Origin of the sequence: Brevundimonas sp. (genome assembly GCF_035626535.1) — a bacterium.
In the GTDB taxonomy this organism is placed as follows: Bacteria; Pseudomonadota; Alphaproteobacteria; order Caulobacterales; family Caulobacteraceae; genus Brevundimonas.
The window spans coordinates 106,101-129,429 of the sequence record NZ_DASPNO010000016.1; the positions used below are offsets into that span (position 1 = coordinate 106,101).

Consider the following 23,329-nt stretch of genomic DNA (forward strand, 5'->3'; position numbering starts at 1 on the left):
GTAGATTGAGGTCGGGGGACCATGCGTACGATCCTGATAGTTCTGTTCGCACTGTTCGCCGCGTCCGTGGCGCATGCCGGCGACACCATCGCCCGCGGACCGGCTCCGGCCTGGGTCAAGGCGGTTCCGGCCGCAACGCCCGCCGGCCCTTCAGCCGGCGACGCCTTCCGGATCGAGCTTTTCGAACAGCAGTTCCGCTTCGACGAGGCGGGCACGCACACCTACATCCGCACCCGGGCCGCCGTCCTGGCGCCCCAGGCCCTCGCAGGTTTCGGCACTGTCGCCCTGCCGTGGAACCCGGCCAGCCAGGACGTGACGGTGCACACCCTCGACATCATCCGCGGCGGCGAAAGGATCGACGCCCTCGCCGGCAAGGAGTTCGCCATCCTGCGGCGCGAGGCCAACCTCGAGGCCGCCATCGTCGACGGCGTGCTCACGGCGACCCTCCAGCTGGACGACCTTCGCGTCGGAGACCGGCTGGAGTTCGCCTACTCCGTCACGACCCGGATTCCCGTTCTCGGCTCGCATGCGGAATTCGTGGCCAGCGGGGCCGTGCCAACGAAGGCCGATCAGTTCTATCTGCGCGGGTCGTGGCCGACCGCGATCGGCCTGCGCATCCAGGCCTCCGACGACTGGGCCGCGCCCGCCGTCCGGCGCCAAGGCGACCGTTCCGAGTTCGAGGTGCTCCTCAACGGGCTGGAGCCTGTGCTGGTCCCGGACACCGCTCCCTTGCGCTTTCATCAGGTCCGCCTGCTCGAAGGGACGGACTACCGGTCGTGGGCCGACCTCGCTGCCGTCTTCGCCCCGCTCTATGCCGAGGCCTCGATGCTCGCGGCCGACTCTCCGCTCAGGGCCGAGGTCGAGCGCATCCGCGCCGCCAATCCCACCCCGGCCGATCAGGTGCTGGCCGCGCTCCGTCTGGTGCAGGACGAGGTGCGCTACCTGGCGCTGGCCATGGGCGAGGGCGGCCTCGTCCCGGCGACCGCCGACGACACCTGGAACCGGCGTCTCGGCGACTGCAAGGGCAAGACCGTCCTGCTTCTCGCCCTGTTGCGTGAGCTGGGCGTCGCAGCCCGACCGGTGCTCGTCAATTCATTCAACGATGGGCTCGACACGCGCCTGCCTACCGTCGCCTCCTTCGATCACGTGATCGTCCAGGCCGAGGTGGACGGGCAGACGGTCTGGCTCGACGGGACCCGTTCGGGCGACCGCTCGCTCGTCACCCTGCCGGCGCTCGACTACGGCTGGGTGCTTCCGGTCGAGAGCGCCGGAGCGGCGCTGGTTCGCATGCCGCGCCAGCCGCCGGGCCAGCCCCTGCGCGAAACCTCGCTCGAAATCGATCTCAGCAAAGGCCTCTATGGCAAGGCGCCCGTCACCGGGGAGATTCTGCTCCGGGGCGATTCCGCCGTCGTCCTGCAGTCCCAGTTTTCAGTCGCCCAGCAGGGACAGCGCGACGCCTACATGCGCTCGATGTGGCCGGCGCTGCTGGACGACGTGGATATCCGGGAGGTCGGCTCGGCCTACGACGTCGAGCGCAACGAATTCCGTCTGACCATGGCGGGCGAAACGACGATCGACTGGGCCTCCCGCGGCAGTCGACGGGCCGAGATTCCGGTCTCGCGGGTGTCGTGGGACGCCGGCGAACGGCGCGACGAGGGCCCGTTCCGCGACGTTCCGATCGTCACCAACTATCCGCTCTACAGCCGCTTCCGCACCACGATCATTCTGCCCGACGGCGGCGAAGGGTTCGTGGTGGACGCCGTCGACATCGACGAGGAGGCGGCCGCCTACCATCATCGCCGGCGGGTGACCAAGGACGGCGCGCGGGTCGTCATGGAGCGCGAGACGCTCACCCTTCGCCCGGAGATGACGGAGGCGGAACGCGCCGCCGCTGAGGAACCGCTTCAGCGGCTGAGCCGTGCGGTCGCGGAAGTCCGCGCTCCGAACAGCTATGACGCGACGTCGAGTGATCTAACCGCCTTGGAGTCCGACGATCCCCGGACCGCCTCGGAGTGGGTCAACAGGGCCCTCGCGCTCAACAGCAACGGCCGGTCGGAGGAAGCGCTCACCGCCTTCGATCGCGCCATCGCGCTCGATCCGACGGATGCGAACGCTTACGCCAACCGGGGCATCACCCGCTTCTGGCTGGGAGATGCCCGAGGCGCCGCCGAGGACTTCGACAAGGCCAGCGAGATCAATCCGGCCGAACGCATCGCGATGAACGGACGGGGCCTGATCGCGCTCGCGGAGCAACGTCACCTCGACGCGGTGGTCGAGTTCTCGATGTCGCTTCGCAGCTACCCCGACGATCCCTTCGTGCTCGGGGTCCGCAGCCAGGCCTATCTCGACATGGGCGAGTGGGAGAAGGCTTTGGCCGACCTGCGCAAGGTCAGGGAGCTGAGGCCGGCGTCGGCGGAAATCGACCTCCAGGAAATCGACCTCCAGGAGATCACCATCCTGACGGAGGCGGGTCGTCTCGAGGAGGCCGCCGCCGCGGCCGCCGGGCTCGTGGAGCGGAACCCGACCGACGTGGAGGTCATGCAGCTGCAGGCCTCGGTTCTACAGCGCAAGGACGACTTCGACGGCGCCGAGGCTGTGCTCGACAGGGCCGTCGCGCTGGAGCCCGACCACCCCCTCCTTCTTCTCGACCGCGCCGCGATTCGCCTCCAGCGCGGGAATCTCGAGGGCGCACGCGCGGATATGGCGGTCGTCCGGCCGATCGCCCGCGAAAGCGCCGGACTTCTGAACAACCTCTGCTGGACGCAGGCCGTCGCGGGGGTCGATCTCGAACAGGCCCTTAAGGACTGCGACGCGGCCTTGGCGTTGCGGCCCGAGGTGGCGGGCTTCATGGACAGCCGGGGTCTCGTGCTCCTGCATCTTGGACGCCCCGCCGAGGCGTTGGAAGTCTACGACCGGGCTCTTGAGCTGGAGCCGCGGCAGGCGGCGTCGCTCTACGGTCGGGGTCTGGCCAAACAGGCGCTCGGCCGGGCCGCGGAAGCGGCGGCGGACAAGGCCGCGGCGGTGCGGCTGTCGGCGCGGATCGCGGAAGACTTCGAGACCTACGAAGCGCGGGCGCAGTAGGCGAGGGGCTTCGCGCCGTCGCGTGGACGCCAGACCGCGCCTTGCGGCTTGTCATGACACCGGTTACCTAGACGGGGCGGCCCGGTCCCGACAAGGTGAGTTTCATGTACTGCAAGACCTACCACGCCACCCATCCGGACATGATGGACGGGGTCTCCAATGACCAGCTGCGTGATCGCTATCTGATCGACGGCCTGTTCGCGGCGGGCGAGATCCGGCTGAACTACACCCATTACGAACGCTTTGTGGTCGGCGGCGTCCAGCCGGGCGGCGCGACGGTGAAGCTGCCTGACCAGACCGAACCGGCCTCGGCCGCGGGCCACCCGTTCCTCGAGCGCCGCGAACTGGGCGTGGTCAATGTCGGCGCGACGACCGGCACGGTCACGGTCGACGGCCGGGCCTTCACCCTGGAAGCCAATGACGGCCTCTACATCGCCATGGGCTCGAAGGCGGTGACCTTCGCCGGCGATACCCGCTTCTACCTCGCCTCGACCCCCGCCCACGCCCGCTACGAGACGAAGCACATCTCGCTGGCGCAGGCCGTGCCGCTGGAGAGGGGCGCGCTGGAGACGTCGAACGAGCGGACCATCTACCAATACATCGTCCCGGCCACCTGCCAGTCGTGCCAACTGCTGCTGGGCCTGACGATCCTCAAGACCGGCAGCGTGTGGAACACCATGCCGCCCCACCTGCACGACCGCCGCTCGGAGGTCTATTTCTACTTCGGCCTGTCGGAGAACGACCGGGTCTATCACTTCATGGGCGAGCCGGACGCGCAGCGGCATATCGTGGTCGCCGACGGCGAGGCCGTGGTGTCGCCGCCGTGGTCGATCCACATGGGCGCGGGCACCTCGAACTACACCTTCATCTGGGCCATGGGCGGCGAGAATCTCGACTACACCGACATGCACGTCCTCGACATCTGCCAGCTGAAATGAGCCCCTTCGACCTCACCGGCCGCACGGCCCTCGTCACCGGCGCCAACACCGGCCTGGGGCAGGCCATCGCCGTCGGCCTGGCCGAGGCGGGGGCCGACATCGTCGCCGTCGGACGCTCCGCTCCGACGGAGACCGCGCGGATGGTCGAGGCGGCCGGACGCGCCGTGCACGCCATACCGGCCGACCTGTCCTCGATCGACCCGATCGCGGACGTGGTGGCCCAGGCGATGGGCGCGGTCGGCGCCGTCGACATCCTGGTCAACAACGCCGGCATCATCCGTCGCGCCGACAGCCTCGACTTCACCGAGGCGGACTGGGACGCGGTGATGGACACCAATCTGAAGTCGGCCTTCTTCCTCTCGCAGGCCGTGGCGCGCACCTGGGTCGAGGCCGGGCGGGGCGGCAGGATCATCAACATCTGCTCGATGCTCAGCTTCCAGGGCGGCATCCGCGTGCCGTCCTACACCGCCTCCAAGAGCGGTCTGGCCGGGCTGACCCGTCTGCTGGCCTGCGAATGGGCGGGCAAGGGCATCAACGTCAACGGCATCGCGCCGGGCTATTTCGCCACCAACAACACCGAGGCCCTGCGCGCCGACGAGGGCCGCAACCGCGACATCCTCGCGCGCATTCCGGCGGGCCGCTGGGGCGATCCGGCCGATCTGAAGGGCGCGGCGGTGTTCCTGGCGTCGGACTCTTCGGCCTACGTGCACGGGGCGGTGCTGCCCGTCGATGGCGGCTGGCTGGCCCGATAACGGCGGACTTTGACACCGGGGCCATACGGAACCGGCCGGCGTACCCGCGGTTTGCCTGACAGGTATGTCGCGAACCCAACTTATGACCCCTCTCCGTTCCGCCGAGCAATGCCGCCAGAAGGTCAGGGATCTGATCGCCGAGGCCGTGCGCGAGCCTGACCGTGATCGCAGGGAGGGGCTGCTCGAATTGGCCGATCAGTGGATGGAGGTGGCGCGCCGCCGTCCGCCGGGCCAGATCCTCAACTAGCCGCCAGGGCGTTCAGCCAGTCCTCGAGGTTGGTGAAGCCGTCGCCGTCGGGATCGGCCGCTCCGTCAGCGGAGTCCAACGGGTTCAGGCGCCGCGCGATCTCCCAGTCGTCAGGCAGCCCGTCGCCGTCGGCGTCCCGCCAAGGTTCGCCGGGGTCCAATACGGGCCAACCGCCGACCTGTGCCTGACTGTCGATGATACGGCCCGAACGCTCGCGCACCGCCGCTATGATCCGCGCATCGACGGCGTCTCTCACCGGTCCCGCTCCGGCGCGGTCCAGCACCCTGGCCAGCGCCTCGTCCGGGGACTCCCGGGCCGGCTCCGCCCAGTCCGGCCGCGCAATCAGGCGGTAGCCCGGCCGGTCGCTGTCCCGCACCAGGCTCCAGGGATCGGCGGGAACGACCCCGGCCATGGCGTTGTCCTCGAACCACGCGCGGGCCAGAGGGTTGGACTCCTCGAAGGCCCAGCGGCCGCGGGAATCCGGCCCGGGCAGGTAGGCGTTGCCGATGAAGGCGTAGGCCGAAAGGCTCTCCGTGTCGGCGTTGTAGCCGGCGTGCGACCCGCCCCAGTCATGGAAGACGTTGGAGCGGAACTCGAAACGGGGTCCGACCGGATCGACGGCGGGCGAATTATAGTTGCCCGGCCGCGGCATGCGCGCCCGGTGGGCCGCCCATAGATTGTGATGGAAGGTCATGCGCGCGCCATGGCCGCCCCGGATCAGCGAGCCGTAGCCGTGGTCGCCCTTGCCGTGGCCTGAGGCGTTCAGCGATTCCGCGATCACCGACCACTGCACCGTCACATCGTAGATTCCGCGCTCCGGCAGGTCGTAGCGGCTGCCGACCGACAGGGTCTCGTCGACCGACCACGAGGCCGAGACGTGGTCGAGGATGATGCGCCGTCCGCGCTCGATCGAGATGGCGTCGGCCTCGACCCCGCTCTCGTCGCCGAGCCGCGAGCGGAGATGGCGGATGACCACGTCGTCGGCGGCGACGATCAGCGGCTGATCGCGCAGGGTGACGCCGCCTCCCGGCGCGGTCTGCCCCGCCAGTGTGATGCGTCCGCGCCGGATGGTCAGGGGCGACGCGAGGCGGATCGTCCCCCCGATGTCGAAAATCACCGTGCGCGGGCCCTCGGCCTCCACCGCCGCCCGCAGGCTGCCGGGGCCGCTGTCGTTCAGGTTGGTGACGCGCCAGATCGCGCCGCCTCGCCCGCCCAGCGCATGCCGGCCCGCCCCCTCCGCCCCCGGAAAGGCCAGCGCCGGTTTCTGCGCCGCCGCCGGGTGTGCCCCGAACGCCACGCATAGCGCCGTTACCGCAGCGCTTGTGACCGCCTTGTGTCGAACCGGCCTTGCGAAAACGCGGATCATCGGGTTAGGCTCTTGATTGCTACCGGTGTCAGGACGCATTCCATGCGAATATGACACCGGTGTCAAACGGGATGGCCCCACGGAACTCAGCGGGGCCCAACCGCAAAAATCGATAGACCGGGGTCACTCCGGCGTCCTGTATGCCCATTGGGAGGAGGCATATGTTGCAAGCCATTCAGTCGGGGCCCCGCGCCCTGCGTCGTACGCTGTTCGCCGGCGCCTCGGGCCTCGCGGTCGCCCTGTCGCTGGGAGCCGGCGCCGCCGCCGCGCAGACCGCGCCCCAGGATCCGCAGGCGGACCAGGTCGACGAGGTCGTCGTCACCGGCTACCGCGCCAGCCTGAGCGCCAGTCTCGACGCCAAGCGCCGCGAGGCCAACGTCGTCGACGTCATCGTCGCCGAGGACATCGCCGACTTCCCCGATCTGAACCTGGCCGAGTCGATCCAGCGGGTGCCGGGCGTGGCCATCGACCGCGACGCCGGCGAAGGCCGCTCGATCACGGTTCGCGGCCTCGGCGCCGACTTCACCCGCACCCGCATCAACGGCATGGAGGCCCAGGCCACCGCCGGCGGCACCGACTCCTCGGGCGGCGCCAACCGCGGCCGCGGCTTCGACTTCAACGTCTTCGCCTCCGAGCTCTTCCAGAGCATCACGGTCCGCAAGACCGCCGCCGCCGAGACCGAGGAGGGCTCGCTGGGCGCCACGGTCGACCTGCAGGCGTCGCGGCCTTTCGACTACCGCGGCTTCACCGCCGCCGCCTCGGTTCAGGGCGGCTACAACGACCTGTCGGAAAGCTGGAGCCCGCGCACGGCCTTCCTGCTCAGCGACACCTTCGGATCGAACGACGAGTTCGGCGCCCTGCTCTCGCTGGCCTGGAGCGAGCGCGACTCCCTCGAGGAGGGCTTCAGCTCGGTCCGCTGGGCGCCCGCGGCCGCGCCCGGCAGCGGCAATAGCGGCGGCTTCTGCTCGCCGTTCGGCTATGCCCCGCAGAACCCGGGCAACAGTGGCGCCAACGGCTCGAACGCCGCCAACTGCTCGACGGGCAATCCCCGTCCTGCCAACACGCCGGGCAACATCGCCGCCTATCAACTGGCCAACTCGGCCGACGTCTTCATCCCGCGCCTGCCGCGCTACGGCCGTCTGAGCCACACCCAGGAACGCCTCGGCGTCACCGGCGCCTTCCAGTGGCGGCCCGCCGACAGCACCCTGTTCTCGCTCGACGTGCTGTATTCCAAGCTCGACGCGACCCGTCAGGAGGACTTCCTCGAGGCCCTGTCGTTCAGCCGCAACGCCGCGGCCGGCGGCCAGCCCCAGGTCCACGTCCTCGACGCCGAGGTCGAGAACGGCATGCTGGTCTACGGCCTGTTCGACAACGTCGACGTCCGCTCGGAGAGCCGCTTCGACGTCCTGTCGACCGAATTCCTGCAGATCAGCCTGACGGCCGAGCACGAGTTCTCCGACCGCCTGCGCGGCCGCTATTATTTCGGCCGGGCGGAGTCGAATTTCGACAACCCGATCCAGACCACGGTCACCCTCGATCGCTCGAACACTGACGGCTATTCGTGGGACTTCCGCGGCAATCCGAACGCGCCGGTCATCGACTACGGCTTCGACGTCACCGATCCGGCCAACTGGGAATGGCGCGCGATCGGCAACGCCGTGCCCCGCTCCGAGATCCGTCTGCGCCCGAACGGCGTCGACACGGTCTTCGATTCCGCCCAGGCCGACATCGAGTACGACGCCCGGGACTGGCTGACGATCAAGGCCGGCGTGAACTGGAAGACCTATGACTCGGTGTCGTTCGAATCCCGCCGCACCGATGAAACCGTCGTTCCGGCCCTGCCGCCGGGCGTCACCGTCGCCGACATCTCGAACCTGCTGACCGGCTACGGATCCAATCTGATCCCGAACGGCACCGCCAGTTCCTGGCTGCGCCCGGACCTGAACGCGATCGCGTCGCTGTTCAACATCTACTGCAACTGCGACACCGGCGTGCCCGGCGGCGACTTCCGCCTGACCAGCATCACCAACGGCAACGCCCGTGGCAGCAACCGGCGGATCTACGAGGAAGATCTGGCCTTCTATCTCCAGGGCGACTTCGACACGACGCTGTTCAGCATGCCGGTGCGCGGCAACCTCGGCGTCCGCCACGTCACCACCTGGCTTGAGGCGGAGGGCTACAGCTCGACCGGCGGCGGCACCCTGGTGACCGGCGAGAACGAATACACCGACACCCTGCCGTCGCTGAACCTGACCTTCGAACCCGTGGAGGACCTGCTCGTCCGCTTCGGCGCGGCCAAGGTCATGGCGCGTCCGCAGATCGGCAACACCCTGGCCGGCACGAACTATCTGGTGCCGACCACCTCACTGGCGGCGACCGGTCCGAACTTCACAGCCACCATCGGCAACGTGAAGCTGGAGCCGTTCCGGGCCAACACCTACGACCTCAGCGTCGAATGGTATTTCGCCGAGGAAAGCCTGCTGTCCTTCGCGTATTTCTACAAGGACATCGACACCTACATCCAGATCCTGCGCCAGGACCTGCCCTATACGGCCCTGACCGCGCTGAACCCGTCGGCCTTCGCGCCGCAGTACTGCACCGGCGCCTGCTCCCCCAGCCAGATCTTCCAGCTGACTGCGGCGGTGAACACCGAGGGCGGTCCGCTGAAGGGCTTCGAGATCAGCTATCAGCAGCCCTTCCGCTTCCTGCCGGGCCCGCTCGGCAACACCGGCGTGCAGCTGAACTACACGCACGTGGAGTCGGAGATCGACTACTGCGCCAACGCCCTGTGCACGGCCTTCCAGACCGCCGACCTGATCAACCTGTCGCCCGAGTCCTGGAACGCCACCCTCTATTATGAGGACGACAGGCTGTCGGCCCGCATCTCGGCGGCGGCCCGCGACGCCTACACGCAGAACGTCCCGGGCCGGAACGGCAACCAGGTCGAAGGCAAGAAGGAGACGTTCAACCTCGACGCCTCCGCCTCGTACCAGCTGAGCGACCAGGTCGAACTGACCTTCGAGGCCCTCAACCTCACCGACGAGTTCAATCACCAGTTCGTCGGCGACGGCGCGGACCGCGAGAGCACGTCCGTCTACCACCACACCGGCCGGCAGTATTTCGTCGGCGCCCGCTATCGCTTCTGATCTCTCCTGATAGAAGCCGCCTTCACGCCGCCGGGCCCCAACCCGGCGGCGTTTTCTTTGGGTTCATTCGCAGCTCGCCAGCAGATCGGTCAGGTCTGCCCAGACGCTTTCGGCGGTCGGCGCCCGGCCCGCGCCCCGCCCCCGCGCAGTGAACACCCGTCCGTCGGCCGTGATCGCCCGCAGCGCATTGCCCTCGTCGGCGAGGTCGCCGAACAGCGGGTCGCCGCCACGGGCCTCGAAGGCGACGTTCGCCCGCCGTCCCTCGATGTTCAGCCGCGCGATCTGCCGGACCCCGTCCGGCGGCAGCGCTTGCTCAGCTGACAGCGCCTCGCGTGAAACGGCCTCGACCGGCAGACGCCAGCCCGCCGCCTCGTGGGCGAGGATGGCCAGCTTGGCGGCGGCGTCGAGGCCGGTCAGGTCGGCGCTCGGATCCTCCTCCGCGAACCCGGCGGCCCGGGCGGCGTCGAGCGCGGCGCCGAAAGCCTGCCCCTCCGCCAGCCTGTTGAGAATGAAGTTGCAAGTGCCGTTCAGCACCGCCTCGACCGCCACGACCGGCCCGTGGGCGCGGGCCCGGCGTACGGTCTCGATCAGGGGCGAACCGCCGCCGACGCTGGCCGAGTAGAGCAGCCGCGCGCCCGAGGCTTCCGCCAGCGCGGTCAGGGCCGGCAGGTCGCCGCCGACCGCCTGCTTGTTGGCGCTGACCACGTCCACGCCCCTCGACAGGGCCGCCCGGAGCAGGGCCAGACCGGTCGACGCCTCCGAGATCGCCTCGATCACCACATCCGGCTCGCGCGCCAGCAGGGCGCCCGGATCGGAGAGCAGCAGATCGTGCGGCACGACGACGTCGCGCGCCTTGCCCGGATCGCGGACCAGCACGCCGACCAGATCGAACCGGGGATCGGCGAGCAGTCGGGCGGCCACGCCGCCGCCGACGACGCCGCAGCCGGCGAGGGCGACGCGCAGCGCACGGGCGGAGGCCGGCATCGGCCGGGCGGGCGCCGCCCCGGGCCCGGCCACGATGGCCACGCCGGCGCCCAGCAGGCCTTCGCCGGAGGCGGGCAGGGCGGCCTCGACTCCGATGGCGTTCAGGGCGCGCGCCAGTCGGGCGGGCGCATCGGCCCTGCCGCAGGCGACGGCGACCACGCGGCGGCCGCGCCGGACCTCGCGGTACACGGCGGAGGCGGCCTCGGCCGGGTCGGCCAGGTCGAGCTGCAGCAGGGCCACCGGCTCGTCGACGACCGGGGAGGCGACGTCGGCGGCGGTTGGGAGGCGAACGGAAAGCGGTAGGGCGGTCATGGCGGCGTCCCTCACGCGGCTTCGGCGGCGAGCGGAATCGGCACGGCCGCCAGCGCGGCCGACAGGTCGGCCAGCAGGTCCTCGGGATGCTCCAGCCCGATGGACAGGCGCAGCAGGCCATCGGTGATCCCCGCCGTCGCGCGCGCCTCCGGCATCATGGCGGCATGGGTCATCAGCGCCGGATGGGCGATCAGGCTCTCCACCCCGCCGAGCGACTCGGCCAGGGTGAACACCCGCAGCCCGTCGACCAGCGCCCGCACGGCGGCGACGTCGGCCAGCTCGAAGCTGAGCATGGCCCCGAACCCCTTCTGCTGACGCGACGCCACCGCATGGCCGGGATGGTTCGCCAGTCCGGGGTAGTGCACCGCCTTCACGGCGGGATGGACGGCCAGCCATTCGGCGATCCGGCCCGCGGTTGCCTGCTGCCGCTCGATGCGCGCGAACAGGGTGCGCACCCCGCGCAGGGTCAGCCAGGCGTCGAACGGCGAGCCGGTGACGCCGAGGCAGTTGGCCCACCAGCCCAGCTGCTCCAGGTCAGTCGGGTCCTTCGCCACCACGCAGCCGCCGACCACGTCGGAATGGCCGTTGATGTATTTGGTCGTGGAATGGATCACCATGTCGGCGCCGAGGGCGATCGGCTGCTGCAGCGCCGGCGACAGGAAGGTGTTGTCCACCGCCGCCCTGCAGCCGACGGCGTGCGCCCGGGCGCACAGGTCGGCGACGTCCACCACCCGCATCAGCGGATTGGACGGCGTCTCGATCAGGATCAGCTTCGGCCCGCGGGCGAAGGCGGCGTCCAGCGCCTCCCGGTCGTTCTGGTCGACGAAGGCGACCTCGAAATGCCCCCGTCTGGCCCGGGCGGACAGCAGCCGGTGGGTGCCGCCGTAGAGGTCATGCGGCGCGATCAGCAGATCGCCGGGCTCCAGAGAGGACAGGGCCAGGTCCACCGCCGCCATGCCCGTGGCCGTGATCACCGCCCCGCAGCCGCCCTCCAGCCGCGCGAGGGCCTCGGCCAGCACGTCCCGCGTCGGATTGCCCGAGCGCGTGTAGTCGTAGCGCCGCTTCCCCTCGAGTCCGTCGAAAGTGAAATTCGAGGACAGGTAGAGCGGCGGCATCACCGCGCCGTGCGCCGGGTCGCTGTTCACGCCATGGCGCGCGGCGGTCGTACAGGGGCGGACTTCGGACGGACAGGTCATGCGGCGATCTCGCGATGTGAGGTGGCGTAGAGCGGGGAAAGGGCGCCGTGCAGCACGCGGCCGACCAGTTCGCGCTCCTTCAGGAAGGCGTCGTGGCCGAAGATGGACGGCGCCTCGACCAGACGCCGCAGGTCCGGCGCGCGGGCGGCCAGTTCGCGGCTGTCCTCGATCGGCACGAGGCGGTCGGAGGTGAAGCCGACGACGGTCAGCGGACAGCGGACCGCTTCCGGTTCCACCGCGTGGCGGTCCAGCGAATCCGACAGGGATATCCAGCGCGCGGCCGAGGTGAGCTCCGCATAGGCCGCGCCGCGCGCAATCAGATAGTCACAGACGGGGTAGGGCCCGCCCGCCTCGGCCGGCGGCGTGGGGGCGAAGCGCAGGGCGAATTCCTCCGGCGTGCGATAGGTCGCCATAGCCAGCTCGCGCGCCAGCGCCACGCCCTCGGCCTCCCGGCCGCAGTCGCGGGCGAAGGCCAGCAGCCGACGCTGCACCCCCCGCCAGGCCGTGGCGGCGGCATGCGTCCGGTGCGCTGCCGAGATGACTGTCAACTGGCCGTTCCGCTCCGGGAAGGCCGCCGCGAAGGCGAGGCCGATGCAGCCCCCGTAGGAAGCGCCGACGAAGGCCTCAACGCGCGGCTCGCCGGCCGCGTCGAGCAGCATGGCCAGCAGGCGGGCCTGATCCGCCGTGGTGATGGTGACGCCCGGATCGTTGCGGCCCGGCAGCAGGTCGAAGGCCAGCACCCGAACCCGGTCCAGATCGACCGGCCCGCCGGACTTCACCGCCCACGACCACCAGCGCGCCGCGAACCGGCCGCTGGAGATGCCGCCGGCGACCACCACCAGCGGGCCCTGCCCGGGACCATGCAGCCGGCCGACTACCTCGGCGGCGGCCAGGCGCTCGCCGGACCGCAGCCGGAAATCTTCGGGAATGACCGCCCGGACATCGCGTCCGGGCGCTTCGTCGATGGGCCAGTCTCGGTCAGTCAGGTCTGGGGACGCCACGGTCCGCTCCGCTTTCGCTCAGCGAAACCGATGGGGCGAACCAATTCGAGCGGTGACAGACCCGTGAAGTCAGCCGGACCCCGCGCGTGGAGGGGCCGTCGCTTCACTCATCTCTCGCGGCTCCGAGGAACCCCGCAGGAGTTGGCACCATCTCCAGGATCGGGTGGATCCTGGAAGGTTGCCCCGGCGTCAAAGGGCCTATCCCTCAGCCGGTCTTGATGAGTGCCCTTACGGTGGCCGAGCTCAGTGCAGCCGTCAACCCTTGAAGAAACCCGCTCATCCGACTTTCGCCGGGATGAGCGGATCAGGGAGGGCGATCAGCCCTCGCTCCAGCCGCCTGCCAGCGCCTTGAACAGGGCGATCTGGTAGGTAGTGACCAGGGCCTCCGAGGCCGCCAGCTGGGCGTCGGCGGCCGCCAGCGTCCGTTCCGCGTCCAGCACGGCCAGGAAGCTGTCGGCTCCCGCGTCGAAGCGCAGCCGGGACAGCCGGGCCGCATTGGCCGCCTGGTCCCGCGCCGCCTGCAGCGCCGAGCGCCGGTCCAGCTCGTTGGCGTAGTTGGCCAGCGCCGTCTCGGTCTCCTGCAGCGCGACGAGCACCGTCTGGTCGAAGGCGGCGAGGGCGGCCTGGGTGTTGGCGTCCGCCCGTTCGACCCGCGCGCGATTGACCCCTGGCGTTGTGAACGACCAGCTGATCAGCGGCCCGACGCTGAAACGGAAATTGTCCTCGTCGCCGAGCTCCCCGATGTCGAGCGCCGTCGCACCGGCCGAGCCGCCGAGGCTGATGGTCGGATACAGGCTGGCGACCGCCACATTGATCCGCGCCGCCGCCGCCGCGACCTGCCGCTCCGCCCTGCGCACGTCAGGCCGTCGTGCCAGCAGGGCGGCGCCGTCGCCGACCGGGATCGGCTGCGACAGCTGGGGCGGACGGAGGCAGACGCGTGCGGCGTCCGAGGCCTCCGCCGGCGTGCGTCCGGTCAGGGTGGCGAGGCGGAACAGGGCTCCGTCGCGCTGGGCGCGCAGGGGCGGCAGCGCGGCCCGAACCAACTCCAGCGCCGAGCGGGCGCGGGCGACGTCGAGGCCGTTGCCCGATCCGGCGTCGAGCAGGCGCCGGGTCAGGTCGACCGTGCCGGACTGAAGCTCGATGGTGCGTTCGGCCACCTCGATCTGGGCGTTGGCCGAACAGGCGTCGGCATAGGCCCGCGCGGTCTCCGCCGCGACTGTCACACGAACGATGTCCAACGCGGCCTCGGCGGCGGCGGCGTCCGCCCGGGCGGCCCTGATCGCGGCCGCGACCCGGCCCCACAGATCGATCTCGTAGCTCACGTCGAAACCGGCATCATAGGTCTCGACCTCGTCCTGCGGGCCGAGGGGCCCGCCGCCGGGCGGGATTGAGCCCGCCGACTGCCGGCTGTAGGTCGCCGAGGCGCTGGTGTTCAGCCGCGGCAGGCGCGCGCCGCGAGTCTCGGCCAGCGTGGCGCGGACGGCGCGGAGATTGGCCGCCGCGGCCTCCAGCTCGTTGTTCTCGACCAGGGCCTGGCGCACCAGGCCGTCCAGCACCGGATCGTCGTACAGCCGCCACCAGTCGTCGCGCGCGGCCTCGGCTGTCACGGCGGGCGTGGCGGCCCCGATGAAGGCGCCCGACGCGGAGGGGGGAAGGGTCGCGTCAGGCGCCTTCGGCCCGACCGCGCACGAGGCCAGCAACAGGCTGGCGCCGGCGGTTGCGGTCAGGAACCGGAGAGGGGATCGGGTCGTCATCAGGCGTCTCCCAGCCGCGGCGTAGCCGGCGCGGGCTCGGCGTCATGCGGCGGCAGGCCATGGGTGGTGGGAACGGCGGTCGGCTTCTCCGGCCGCTTCGGCATCCTTGAGGCCAGCCAGCGGCTGACGACGTAGAAGACCGGGGTGAAGATCAGGCCGAACAGGGTCACGCCCAGCATGCCCGAGAAGACGGCCGTGCCCAGCGACTGGCGCATCTCCGCGCCGGGACCGGTGGCCAGCATCAGCGGCACCACGCCGAAGATGAAGGCGAAGGACGTCATCAGGATCGGACGCAGCCGGGTGCGGGCGGCCTGCACGGCCGCATCCCACCGGTTCAGCCCCTCGTGCTCCTCGGCCTGTTTGGCGAACTCCACGATCAGGATGGCGTTCTTCGCCGCCAGCGCGATCAGCACAACCAGGCCGATCTGGACCAGGATGTTGTTGTCCAGTCCCCGGATGCCGATCCCGATCATCGCCGCCAGCACGCACATCGGCACGATCAGCACGATCGCCAGCGGCAGGGTGAAGGCCTCGTACTGGGCCGCGAGGACCAGGAAGACGAACACCACGGCCATCAGGAACACCAGGGTGGTGCCGCCGGACGAAATCTTCTCCTGCAGCGCCAGCTCGGTCCATTCGAAGGAGAAACCGGGCGGCAGACTGGCCGCGGCGAGCTGCTCCATGGTGTCCAGCGCCTGGCCGGACGACACGCCGGGCGCCGCCTGCCCCTGAAGCTCCGAGGAAGGGAACAGGTTGTAGCGGACCACGCGGGCCGGACCGGAATCGTCTCTCAGCGTCGCCACCGAGCCGATCGGCACCATGGCGCCGGAGGCCGAGCGGGTCTTCAGATTGGCGATGTCGGCGACGTCGTCGCGATAGGCCGGTTCCGCCTGCGCCGTCACCCGGAAGGTGCGGCCCAGGAAGTTGAAGTCGTTGATGTAGGCCGAGCCCAGATAGATTCCGAGCGTGTCGAACACGTCGTCGGGCTGGACCCCCATCATCAGCGCCTTGTCGCGGTCGACGTCCGCCGACACCCGGGGCGAGCCGGTGTTGTAGAGCGAGAACACCTGCTGGACCTTGTCCGGCTGCTGCGCGGCGGCCCCCATCATGGCGAAGGTGGCGCCTTCCAGGGCGCGATAGCCCTGCCCGCCGCGGTCCTGGACCATCATCTTGAAGCCGTTGCCGTTGCCGAGCCCCTGCACCGACGGCGGGGCGATGACGAAGATGTTGGCGTCCTCGATGCCGAAGGTGGCCCCGGTGATGGCGCCGGCCAGAGCCGCCGCCGCCGTCTCCCTCGTCTTGCGCTCTTCAAACTCGTCGAGGCGCACGAAGATCGTCGCCGCGTTCGACCCGAACGAGAAGCTCGAGCCGTCGAGACCGGCGAAGGCCACGGTGCCGTCCACGCCTTCGGTCTTCTCGATGATATTGCGGGCCTGCGTCATCACCGCCTCGGTGCGCTCCAGCGAGGCGCCCGCGGGCAGCTGGACGACGCCGATCAGATAGCCCTGATCCTGGTCGGGGATGAAGCCGGTCGGCGTGTCGACGACGCGCCAGGCGGTCAGGGCCAGCAGGCCGACATAGATGGCCAGCACCACGCCGGCCGTACGCACCAGACGGGCGGTCAGCCGGCCGTATTTGTCCGAAAGCCAGTCGAAGCCCTCGTTGAACCGGCGTCCAGCCCAGCCGCCGTAATAGGCCACCGCCCCCAGCGGCCCCGGTTTGCGGACCGGCGCGTGGCTCAGGTCGTGGGGCTTCAGCAGCACCGCGGCCATGGCCGGCGAGAGGGTCAGCGACACCAGCAACGAGATCACCGAGGCCGAGGCGATGGTCACCGCGAACTGCTGATAGAAGATGCCGGGAATGCCCGGCACGAAGGCCGTCGGCACGAACACCGCCACCAGCACCAGACCGATCGCGATCAGCGCGCCGGAGACCTCGCGCATCGAGCGGTGGGCCGCCTCCTTCGGGGTCAGACCCATGCGGATGTAGCGCTCGACGTTCTCGACCACGACGATGGCGTCGTCGACCACGATGCCGATGGCCAGCACGAGGCCGAACAGCGACAGCGAGTTGATCGAATAGCCCAGCCCCAGCAGCACCGCGAAGGTGCCGACCAGCGACACCGGAATGGCCACGATCGGAATGATGGCGGCGCGCCAGGTCTGCAGGAAGACGATGACCACCAGCACCACCAGGATCATCGCCTCGAACACGGTGTGCTGCACCGCCTCGACGGACTCGGCGACGAACTCCGTCGGGTTGTAGGGCACCGAGATGGCCATGCCCTGGGGCAGGTCGGCCCGGACGGCCTCGATTTCGGCCATCACCAGATCCGCGGTCTCCAGCGCGTTGGCGCCGGGCTGCTGCTGGATAGCGAGGGCCACGCCCGGCTGGCCGTCGAAATAGCCCCGGATGCCGTAGTCCTGGGATCCAAGCTCGACGCGTGCGACGTCGCGCACCCGGGTGGTTCGGCCCTGGGCGTCGGTCTTGATGACGATATCGCCGAACTGGTCCGGGTCGCTCAGACGCGACTGCACCTGCACCGGCAGCTGGAAGGCGGCGGCGTTGGTGGGGAAGGGCGGTTGCCCGATCGCGCCGGCGGCGGCCGATGTGTTCTGGCCGCGCAGCGCGCCGACGATTTCCTGGGCGGTCAGATTGCGGGCCGCGGCCTTGTTGGGGTCGATCCACACCCGCATCGAATAGTTGCCGCCGCCGAACACCTGCACCGCGCCGACGCCGTTGATGCGCAGGAAGCGGTCGCGCAGAGTCGAGTTGGCGTAGTTGCCGATATAGTCGTTGGCCAGGCTGCGGTCGGGCGAGGTCAGGCCGACGATCAGCAGGAAGTCCTGCTGCTGCTTGTTCACCGTCACGCCGATCTGGCGCACGGGTTCGGGCAGTCGGGGCTCGGCGAGCGACACCCGGTTCTGGACCAGCACCTGGGCCGCATCCAGGTCCGTGCCGGGTTCGAAGGTGACGGTGATCGTCGCCACGCCGTCCGAGGTCGAGGACGACGACAGATAGAGCATTCGCTCCACCCCGTTGACCTCCTGCTCGATGGGAGCCGCCACCGTCTCGGCCATGGTTTCGGCCGAGGCGCCCGGATAGACGGCGGTCACCGCGATCGTCGGCGGCGCGATCTCCGGATACTGCGACAGAGGCAGCAGCGGATAGGCGAACACGCCGAGCAGGGTGATGAACACCGAAATCACGGCCGCGAAGATCGGCCGGTCGATGAAGAAGCGTGAGATGTTCATGGCCGGATCAGTCGCCCGAGGAGAGGCTGTTGGCGAAGGTCGCCGTCGAGGCCGGAGCGGACTGGGTCACCGGGGCCTGCACCGGACGGGCGACGGGGCGGATCTGGCCGTTGCGGGCCGACACCTTCATGCCCGGCTGCTGGATCCGCTGGACGCCGTTGATGATGACCCGGTCGGTCGGCAGCAGGCCGGAGCGGATGACGCGCAGGCCATCGACCAGCGGACCCAGCTGCACCGGCTTGGGCGCGACCGAGCCGTCGGCGGCCACGACATAGACGATACGGCGCGCCTGATCGGTGGCGATGGAAGCGTCCGGCACCAGCATGGCGTTGTAGGTCCCGGCGCCCGCCAGTCGCGCCTGGCCGAACATGCCCGGCTTCAGGAAGCCGTCGGCGTTGGGGATCACCGCCCTCAGCCGGACCACGCCCGACGACGTATCCACCGCGTTGTCGGTGAAATCGAGCGTGCCGGAACGGCTGAAGTCGCTCTCGTCCTGCAGCCGCACCTGGATCGGGGCGGCGCCGCGGCGGGCCTGCCGCTGATACTTCAGCAGCACGGCTTCCGAGCCGTCGAAGACGAAATGGATCGGGGCGCTGGAGACCACGGTGGTCAGCACGTCGGCGGCTGACGATCCGCCGGCGACCAGATTGCCGGCGTCGACCCGCCGGTCGGACACGCGGCCCGAGATCGGCGCGGTGACGCGGGTGAACTCGAGATCCAGCTGCCGCGCCCGGACATTGGCGTTGGCGGCGGCGATCGCCGCCTGGGCCGTCTGCAGGGCGCCGCGCCGGGTGTCGACCTCGGCCTGCGACACAGCCTGGGATTCCAGCAGCGTCTCGGCCCGTTCCAGCTCGCTCCGCGCCAGCGTCAACTGGGCCTGCGCCTGCGCCAGCTGCGCCCGGGCCGAGGCCAGGGCGGCCTGGGCCGGACGCGGATCAAGCGTGAACAGCAGCTGCCCACGGCGGACATAGTCGCCGTCGCGGAAATGGACGCCCGAGATGTAGCCGCCGACGCGGGCCCGCACCTCGACCGACTGGGTCGCCTCGAAACGGCCCGTGAACTCGTCCCAGTCCTGGACCGCCTGCACCAGCGGAACGGCCACCGTGACCGACGGCGCGGGCGGGGCCTGGGCCTCGCTCCGCGAGGAACAGCCATAGAGCGCGGCCGCCATCAGGGCGGACGCGGCCACGATCTTCATCGTGCGCATGAATAGTAGTCTCCGTAAGGGAGAAATCCCTGTCTCTGTCGGCTGCGGCGATCGGGGAGGAAGCCGCTAGTCAACGCCCGGTGACTTAATGGTGATCGACTCGGCGCTTGTCAACGGGTGATGACAAAGCCATATAGCGCGTGGGGCTTTGTCAGGAGCTATCCTGTTGTTTTGTCATGTCGCGCCGCGGCCGAGAAACGCCGAGGCGACCCGCGCCGCCATTCTGGAGGCCGCGCGCGAACGGTTCGCGCGCGAGAGCTATGACGACGTCGGCATGCGCGACATCGCCCGCGACGTGGGCGTCGACGCGGCCCTTGTGTCCCGCTATTTCGGCTCGAAGGAAGACCTGTTCACCACCGTCCTCGACAGCTGCGAGAACGGCGCCGACCTGATGCTGGGCGACCGCTCCACCTTCGGCGAACGCATCGCCCACGAGGCCATCTTCGAGGGCAAAAGCGAGAGCAAGCTCAAGGGCCTGTTGATCCTGCTCCGCTCGGTCGGCTCGACCAAGGCCATGGAGCTGGTCCAGCGCACCGGCAACGAGCGCTTCTTCAACCCCTTCGCCGAATGGGTCGGGGGCCCGGACGCCGCCGTTCGCGCCCGCCTCGCCGCCGCCTTCGTCATGGGCATGGCGGTCAGCCGCGAGATCACCGGCGGCTTCGGCCTGTCGGCAGAGGAATGCGAGGCGATGGAGGTCCGCATGGCGGCGATCCTCCAGGACATCATCGACGGCTGAGCCCCGTCGCCCGCTCCGGGGCCATTGGTTGCCGCGGCCGGACACGAAGGTTATGGGTTCCCCGCAGTTGTGTGGGAGGCGTACATGCAAGGCATCGAACCGGCGCCCGTCGGGGGCGACGACCTCGTTCAATCCGATCCCGTCTCCCCGCCCCCGTACGAATACAGCTGGGACTTCACCTACGGGCTTGGTCCGTGGACCACCTGGCTGCCGCCCTCGGTCGTGACCGAGCCGGGCGGCCAATATGAACAGTTCACCCGTTTGCAGGCCCCGGGGCCGCTCGACGCCAACCACATCGACGGCATCGGCGCGATCTGGCTGGTGGCGCACCTCGGAACGGCGACGCAGGGCTCGCCGGGCGTCCTGAACCTCGTCGGCGCCGAGTTCGAGATGACCGTGCGCGGCACGGACTTCCTCGCCAATGGCGGCAAGCTCGCCCTCTGGCTCTGTCGCTATGTGCCCGAAACGGGTTTGATGGAGAATGTCTACGTCGGGCTTCAGGTCACCAACTGGGCCAACACCGGCGGCGACATGATGGGTCAGATCACGGACGACTGGGTCACTATCACCCTGCAGATCAGCGACGACCCCGCCGACTGGACCTACGCCGGCAACTACGAGAGCTTCGAGGGCGAGTGGGCCGACCGCTACAAGCCGTTCGATCTCGCCCAGACCCTCTCGCAGGTCGATGCGACCCTGCACCTCGTCGTCCTCAATGACGATCCGGACGCCCCGCCCAGCGGATTTCTGGATCTCGCCAACATCACGGTGCGGACACAGACGCCGGCCACCCCCACCGGCGCCAGCGGCCTCAATCCGGAAATCCATTACGGGCTCGAGGACCAGGATGCGTCGGGCGTTCTGGCCGGCGCCGACGGCGTCGATATGGACAACGCCACCTTCAGCCTCGTGTCGGGATCTGTGCAGAACGGGTCTGTCACCATCGACCCCGACACGGGCGCATTCGTCTTCACCCCGCCGGCGAACTATTTCGGCCCCACCGACTATGTCGGGGCGGCGGTGTTCCAGTACACGGTGACCGACGGCGTCAACACCTCCGACCCCATCAACGTCATCGTCTACATCGGCGGGATCAACGACGCGCCCCTCATCTCGACCCGCAGGGAGTCGGTCGACATCGAGGCCGGCGAGCCGTTCGAATTCACCCTGTTCAAGGGGACGGACGTCGATGGCGACACCCTGACCTTCGAACTGGTCGACGGCTCGGTCGTGGGCGGCACGCTCGATCTCGATCCGAAGAGCGGCCACTATGTCTTTACGCCGACCTCCGGGTTCACGGGCGAGGCCTCGTTCCAGTACCGGGTGACGGACGGCCATGTCGTCACCGTCGAGAAGACCGTCGTGCTGACGGTCCACCCCGCCGGCCAGGCGCCCGCCCTGCCCACGCTGGAACAGGTCGGAACCCAGTATCTGGGCACGGGCGACATGGGGAACTGGGTCTATTACGCGACCCTCCTGGCCTATGCGGGCGACCCCAACGCCGCCTACCACTACGCCACCTGGCTGAACTCGGGCGTCAACGGGATCACCAAGAACAAAGTCCTTGAGCGGGAGTTTCTCGAACTGGCCGTCGGCGTCGTGCCGGAGGCCAGCCTGATGCTGGCGCGCCTCTACGTCTCGGGCGAGGGCGGCGAACGCGACTACGGCCGCGCCCGGGAACTGCTCGAAGCGCTTCCGAACAACAAGGACGCCGTCTTCCGGCTCGCCATCCTCGACCACCTCGGACTCGGCGCGCCGATGGACAAGGCGCTGGCCGTTGAAGGCTTCATCAGGGCCGCCAACATGGGGCAGATGGAGGCGGCCTATGCGCTCGGACGCCGTTACCTGGACGGCGAGGGCGTCGGCGCCTCGGCCTCGGACGCCTATTTCTGGCTGGGCGTGGCGCTGAAGTTCGGCGCCCCCCCGGGATACCCCCAGCTCATCCAGATGCTCACCCTGAACAAGGCCGAGGCGGCGGAGAGCCTGTCGCCGGCCGAGATGGCCGCCCTCGACAGCGCGATCGCCGCCTGGGATCCGGGCGAGGCGTCGCCGGTCAACGACGCCCCCTCGCTCGACGGCGCGGATACGGTCGAGCCCCAGGCCGCGCCCGGCCAGCCCGTCTCGGGAACCCTCGGCGAGGCCAGCGACTCCGACGGCGACGCGCTGACCTATGTCCTGACGCCGGGATCCGCCCAGCACGGCACGGTGGTCATCGATCCGGAAACCGGCGCCTTCACCTTCAGCCCGACGTCGGGCTTCAGCGGCACCGCCTCCTTCACCTACACCGTCTTCGACGGCCTCGTTTCCAGCGCGCCCCGCACGGTCGAATTCGCCGTCGAGGCCCCGACGAACGCCGCTGCCGACGCCGGCGGCACGGACGAGACCTCGGTGCTGTCGGTCGGGGCCGGCGCCGGCCTCCTCGCCAACGACTACGCCGCTCTGGGCGGCTCGATCACCGTCACCGGGGTCGAGGGCCAGGCCGCCAACGTCGGGCAGAGCATCGCCGGCGACTGGGGCAGCGTGGTCATCCAGGCGGACGGCTCGTACGTCTTCACTCCCGCCGCCGCCGCCCGCACCCTGCTGCAGGGCCAGACCGCCACCGACACCTTCGCCTACACCATCACGGACGGAGAGGGCGTCAGCTCCACCGCGACCCTGACCATCACCATCAACGGCCAGGACGGCACGGTCATCAATGGCTCCGGCACGATGTTCGGTACGGCTTTCGGCGACGAGATCACCGGCGGCACGGACCGCGACATCCTCGTCGGTCAGGCCGGGAACGACCGGTTGGCCGGCGGTTTGGGCGCGGCCAACGAGCTGTACGGCGGCCTCGGCGACGACACCTTCGTCGTCGAGGCGGCCGGCGACACCATCATCGAAAACGCTGACGCCGGGTTCGATACGGTCGAGACCGCCCTCGCCACCTATACCCTGCGCACGCACGTCGAAGGTCTGACCTACATCGGCTCCGGCGCCTTCGTGGGCGTGGGCACGAGCGAAGCCAACCGGATCACCGGCGGGCTGGGCGCCGACGTCCTGTCCGGTCTCGATGGAAACGACGTTCTGGCCGGCGGCGCCGGGGCCGCGAACGAGCTGAAAGGCGGGGCGGGCGACGACATCTATATCGTCAGCGTCGCCGGCGACACCCTGGTCGAGGCCGTCGGCGCGGGAACGGACACTGTCCAGACGGCCCTCGCGAGCTACACCCTGACCGCCGCCAACGTCGAGAACCTCGTCTACACCGGAACCGGCGATTTCGTCGGGACCGGAAGCGCGGCGGACAACGTGCTGGTCGGCGGGGCCGGCGACGATCGCCTGTCCGGCGGCGGCGGCGGTCTGGATGAGCTGTACG

Annotated in this window: 14 protein-coding genes and 1 riboswitch; of the genes, 7 read left to right on the forward strand and 7 right to left on the reverse strand. The window is 69.8% G+C overall.

The features are described 5' to 3' along the window. Positions 1-21 precede the first annotated feature (21 nt). From VEC04_RS02130 to VEC04_RS02145, 4 genes are all read left to right on the forward strand, one after another. Positions 22-3,081 (forward strand): tetratricopeptide repeat protein, encoded by a 3,060-nt coding sequence (locus tag VEC04_RS02130; protein ID WP_324773374.1) that lies wholly within the window; start codon positions 22-24, stop codon positions 3,079-3,081. Positions 3,082-3,185: 104 nt separating this feature from the next. Beyond that, positions 3,186-4,019 (forward strand): 5-dehydro-4-deoxy-D-glucuronate isomerase, encoded by an 834-nt coding sequence (kduI, locus tag VEC04_RS02135; RefSeq protein WP_324773376.1) that lies wholly within the window; start codon positions 3,186-3,188, stop codon positions 4,017-4,019. Beyond that, positions 4,016-4,771 (forward strand): 2-dehydro-3-deoxy-D-gluconate 5-dehydrogenase KduD, encoded by a 756-nt coding sequence (gene kduD / locus VEC04_RS02140; RefSeq protein WP_324773379.1) that lies wholly within the window; start codon positions 4,016-4,018, stop codon positions 4,769-4,771. Before kduI ends, kduD begins: the two co-directional genes overlap by 4 nt. 82 nt (positions 4,772-4,853) lie before the next feature. Beyond that, positions 4,854-5,018, forward strand: coding sequence for a hypothetical protein (locus VEC04_RS02145; protein WP_324773381.1), 165 nt, complete (start codon positions 4,854-4,856; stop codon positions 5,016-5,018). Here the strand turns inward: VEC04_RS02145 and VEC04_RS02150 are convergent. Further along, positions 5,011-6,315 (reverse strand): pectate lyase, encoded by a 1,305-nt coding sequence (locus VEC04_RS02150; protein ID WP_324773383.1) that lies wholly within the window; start codon positions 6,313-6,315, stop codon positions 5,011-5,013. The two genes, VEC04_RS02145 and VEC04_RS02150, sit on opposite strands and share 8 nt — an antisense overlap. Positions 6,316-6,545: 230 nt before the next feature. On the opposite strand from VEC04_RS02150, the gene VEC04_RS02155 reads away from it, so the two are divergent. After that, positions 6,546-9,530 carry a TonB-dependent receptor gene (locus tag VEC04_RS02155; RefSeq protein ID WP_324773385.1) on the forward strand — a complete coding sequence of 995 codons (2,985 nt, stop codon included), beginning with the start codon at positions 6,546-6,548 and terminating at the stop codon, positions 9,528-9,530. Positions 9,531-9,593: 63 nt separating this feature from the next. Here the strand turns inward: VEC04_RS02155 and VEC04_RS02160 are convergent, their stop codons facing one another. The 6 genes from VEC04_RS02160 to VEC04_RS02185 form a co-directional block, all read right to left on the reverse strand. Further along, on the reverse strand, positions 9,594-10,826 hold the full coding sequence (locus VEC04_RS02160) for a hypothetical protein (protein ID WP_324773387.1): 1,233 nt from the start codon (positions 10,824-10,826) through the stop codon (positions 9,594-9,596). Between the two features lie 11 nt (positions 10,827-10,837). Then, positions 10,838-12,022, reverse strand: a complete 1,185-nt coding sequence (metB, locus tag VEC04_RS02165; protein WP_324773389.1) for a cystathionine gamma-synthase — start codon at positions 12,020-12,022, stop codon at positions 10,838-10,840. Beyond that, positions 12,019-13,023 carry a homoserine O-succinyltransferase MetX gene (gene metX / locus VEC04_RS02170; RefSeq protein WP_324773391.1) on the reverse strand — a complete coding sequence of 335 codons (1,005 nt, stop codon included), beginning with the start codon at positions 13,021-13,023 and terminating at the stop codon, positions 12,019-12,021. The genes metB and metX overlap by 4 nt, the downstream gene beginning before the upstream one ends. 104 nt (positions 13,024-13,127) lie before the next feature. Then, positions 13,128-13,248, reverse strand: a riboswitch (SAM riboswitch). Positions 13,249-13,340: 92 nt separating this feature from the next. Further along, positions 13,341-14,777, reverse strand: a complete 1,437-nt coding sequence (locus VEC04_RS02175; RefSeq protein ID WP_324773393.1) for a TolC family protein — start codon at positions 14,775-14,777, stop codon at positions 13,341-13,343. After that, positions 14,777-18,031, reverse strand: coding sequence for a multidrug efflux RND transporter permease subunit (locus VEC04_RS02180; RefSeq protein ID WP_324773395.1), 3,255 nt, complete (start codon positions 18,029-18,031; stop codon positions 14,777-14,779). Before VEC04_RS02180 ends, VEC04_RS02175 begins: the two co-directional genes overlap by 1 nt. Before the next feature lie 7 nt (positions 18,032-18,038). After that, on the reverse strand, positions 18,039-19,238 hold the full coding sequence (locus VEC04_RS02185) for an efflux RND transporter periplasmic adaptor subunit (protein ID WP_324773397.1): 1,200 nt from the start codon (positions 19,236-19,238) through the stop codon (positions 18,039-18,041). Positions 19,239-19,404: 166 nt separating this feature from the next. Here VEC04_RS02185 and VEC04_RS02190 point away from each other — a divergent pair, with 166 nt between their 5' ends. Together VEC04_RS02190 and VEC04_RS02195 are read left to right on the forward strand one after the other, a co-directional pair. Then, positions 19,405-19,974 carry a TetR/AcrR family transcriptional regulator gene (locus VEC04_RS02190; RefSeq protein ID WP_324773399.1) on the forward strand — a complete coding sequence of 190 codons (570 nt, stop codon included), beginning with the start codon at positions 19,405-19,407 and terminating at the stop codon, positions 19,972-19,974. 84 nt (positions 19,975-20,058) lie between these two features. Beyond that, on the forward strand, positions 20,059-23,329 hold a 3,271-nt coding region (locus tag VEC04_RS02195), incomplete at its 3' end, for an Ig-like domain-containing protein (RefSeq protein WP_324773401.1).

Excerpts from the sequence above, each read along its gene's own strand:
- VEC04_RS02130 (WP_324773374.1), top strand. The coding sequence starts at position 22 with ATGCGTACGATCCTGATAGTTCTGTTCGCACTGTTCGCCGCGTCCGTG.
- kduI (WP_324773376.1), top strand. The coding sequence starts at position 3,186 with ATGTACTGCAAGACCTACCACGCCACCCATCCGGACATGATGGACGGG.
- kduD (WP_324773379.1), top strand. The coding sequence starts at position 4,016 with ATGAGCCCCTTCGACCTCACCGGCCGCACGGCCCTCGTCACCGGCGCC.
- VEC04_RS02145 (WP_324773381.1), top strand. The coding sequence starts at position 4,854 with ATGACCCCTCTCCGTTCCGCCGAGCAATGCCGCCAGAAGGTCAGGGAT.
- VEC04_RS02155 (WP_324773385.1), top strand. The coding sequence starts at position 6,546 with ATGTTGCAAGCCATTCAGTCGGGGCCCCGCGCCCTGCGTCGTACGCTG.
- VEC04_RS02160 (WP_324773387.1), bottom strand. The coding sequence starts at position 10,826 with ATGACCGCCCTACCGCTTTCCGTTCGCCTCCCAACCGCCGCCGACGTC.
- metB (WP_324773389.1), bottom strand. The coding sequence starts at position 12,022 with ATGACCTGTCCGTCCGAAGTCCGCCCCTGTACGACCGCCGCGCGCCAT.
- VEC04_RS02175 (WP_324773393.1), bottom strand. The coding sequence starts at position 14,777 with ATGACGACCCGATCCCCTCTCCGGTTCCTGACCGCAACCGCCGGCGCC.
- VEC04_RS02180 (WP_324773395.1), bottom strand. The coding sequence starts at position 18,031 with ATGAACATCTCACGCTTCTTCATCGACCGGCCGATCTTCGCGGCCGTG.
- VEC04_RS02185 (WP_324773397.1), bottom strand. The coding sequence starts at position 19,238 with ATGCGCACGATGAAGATCGTGGCCGCGTCCGCCCTGATGGCGGCCGCG.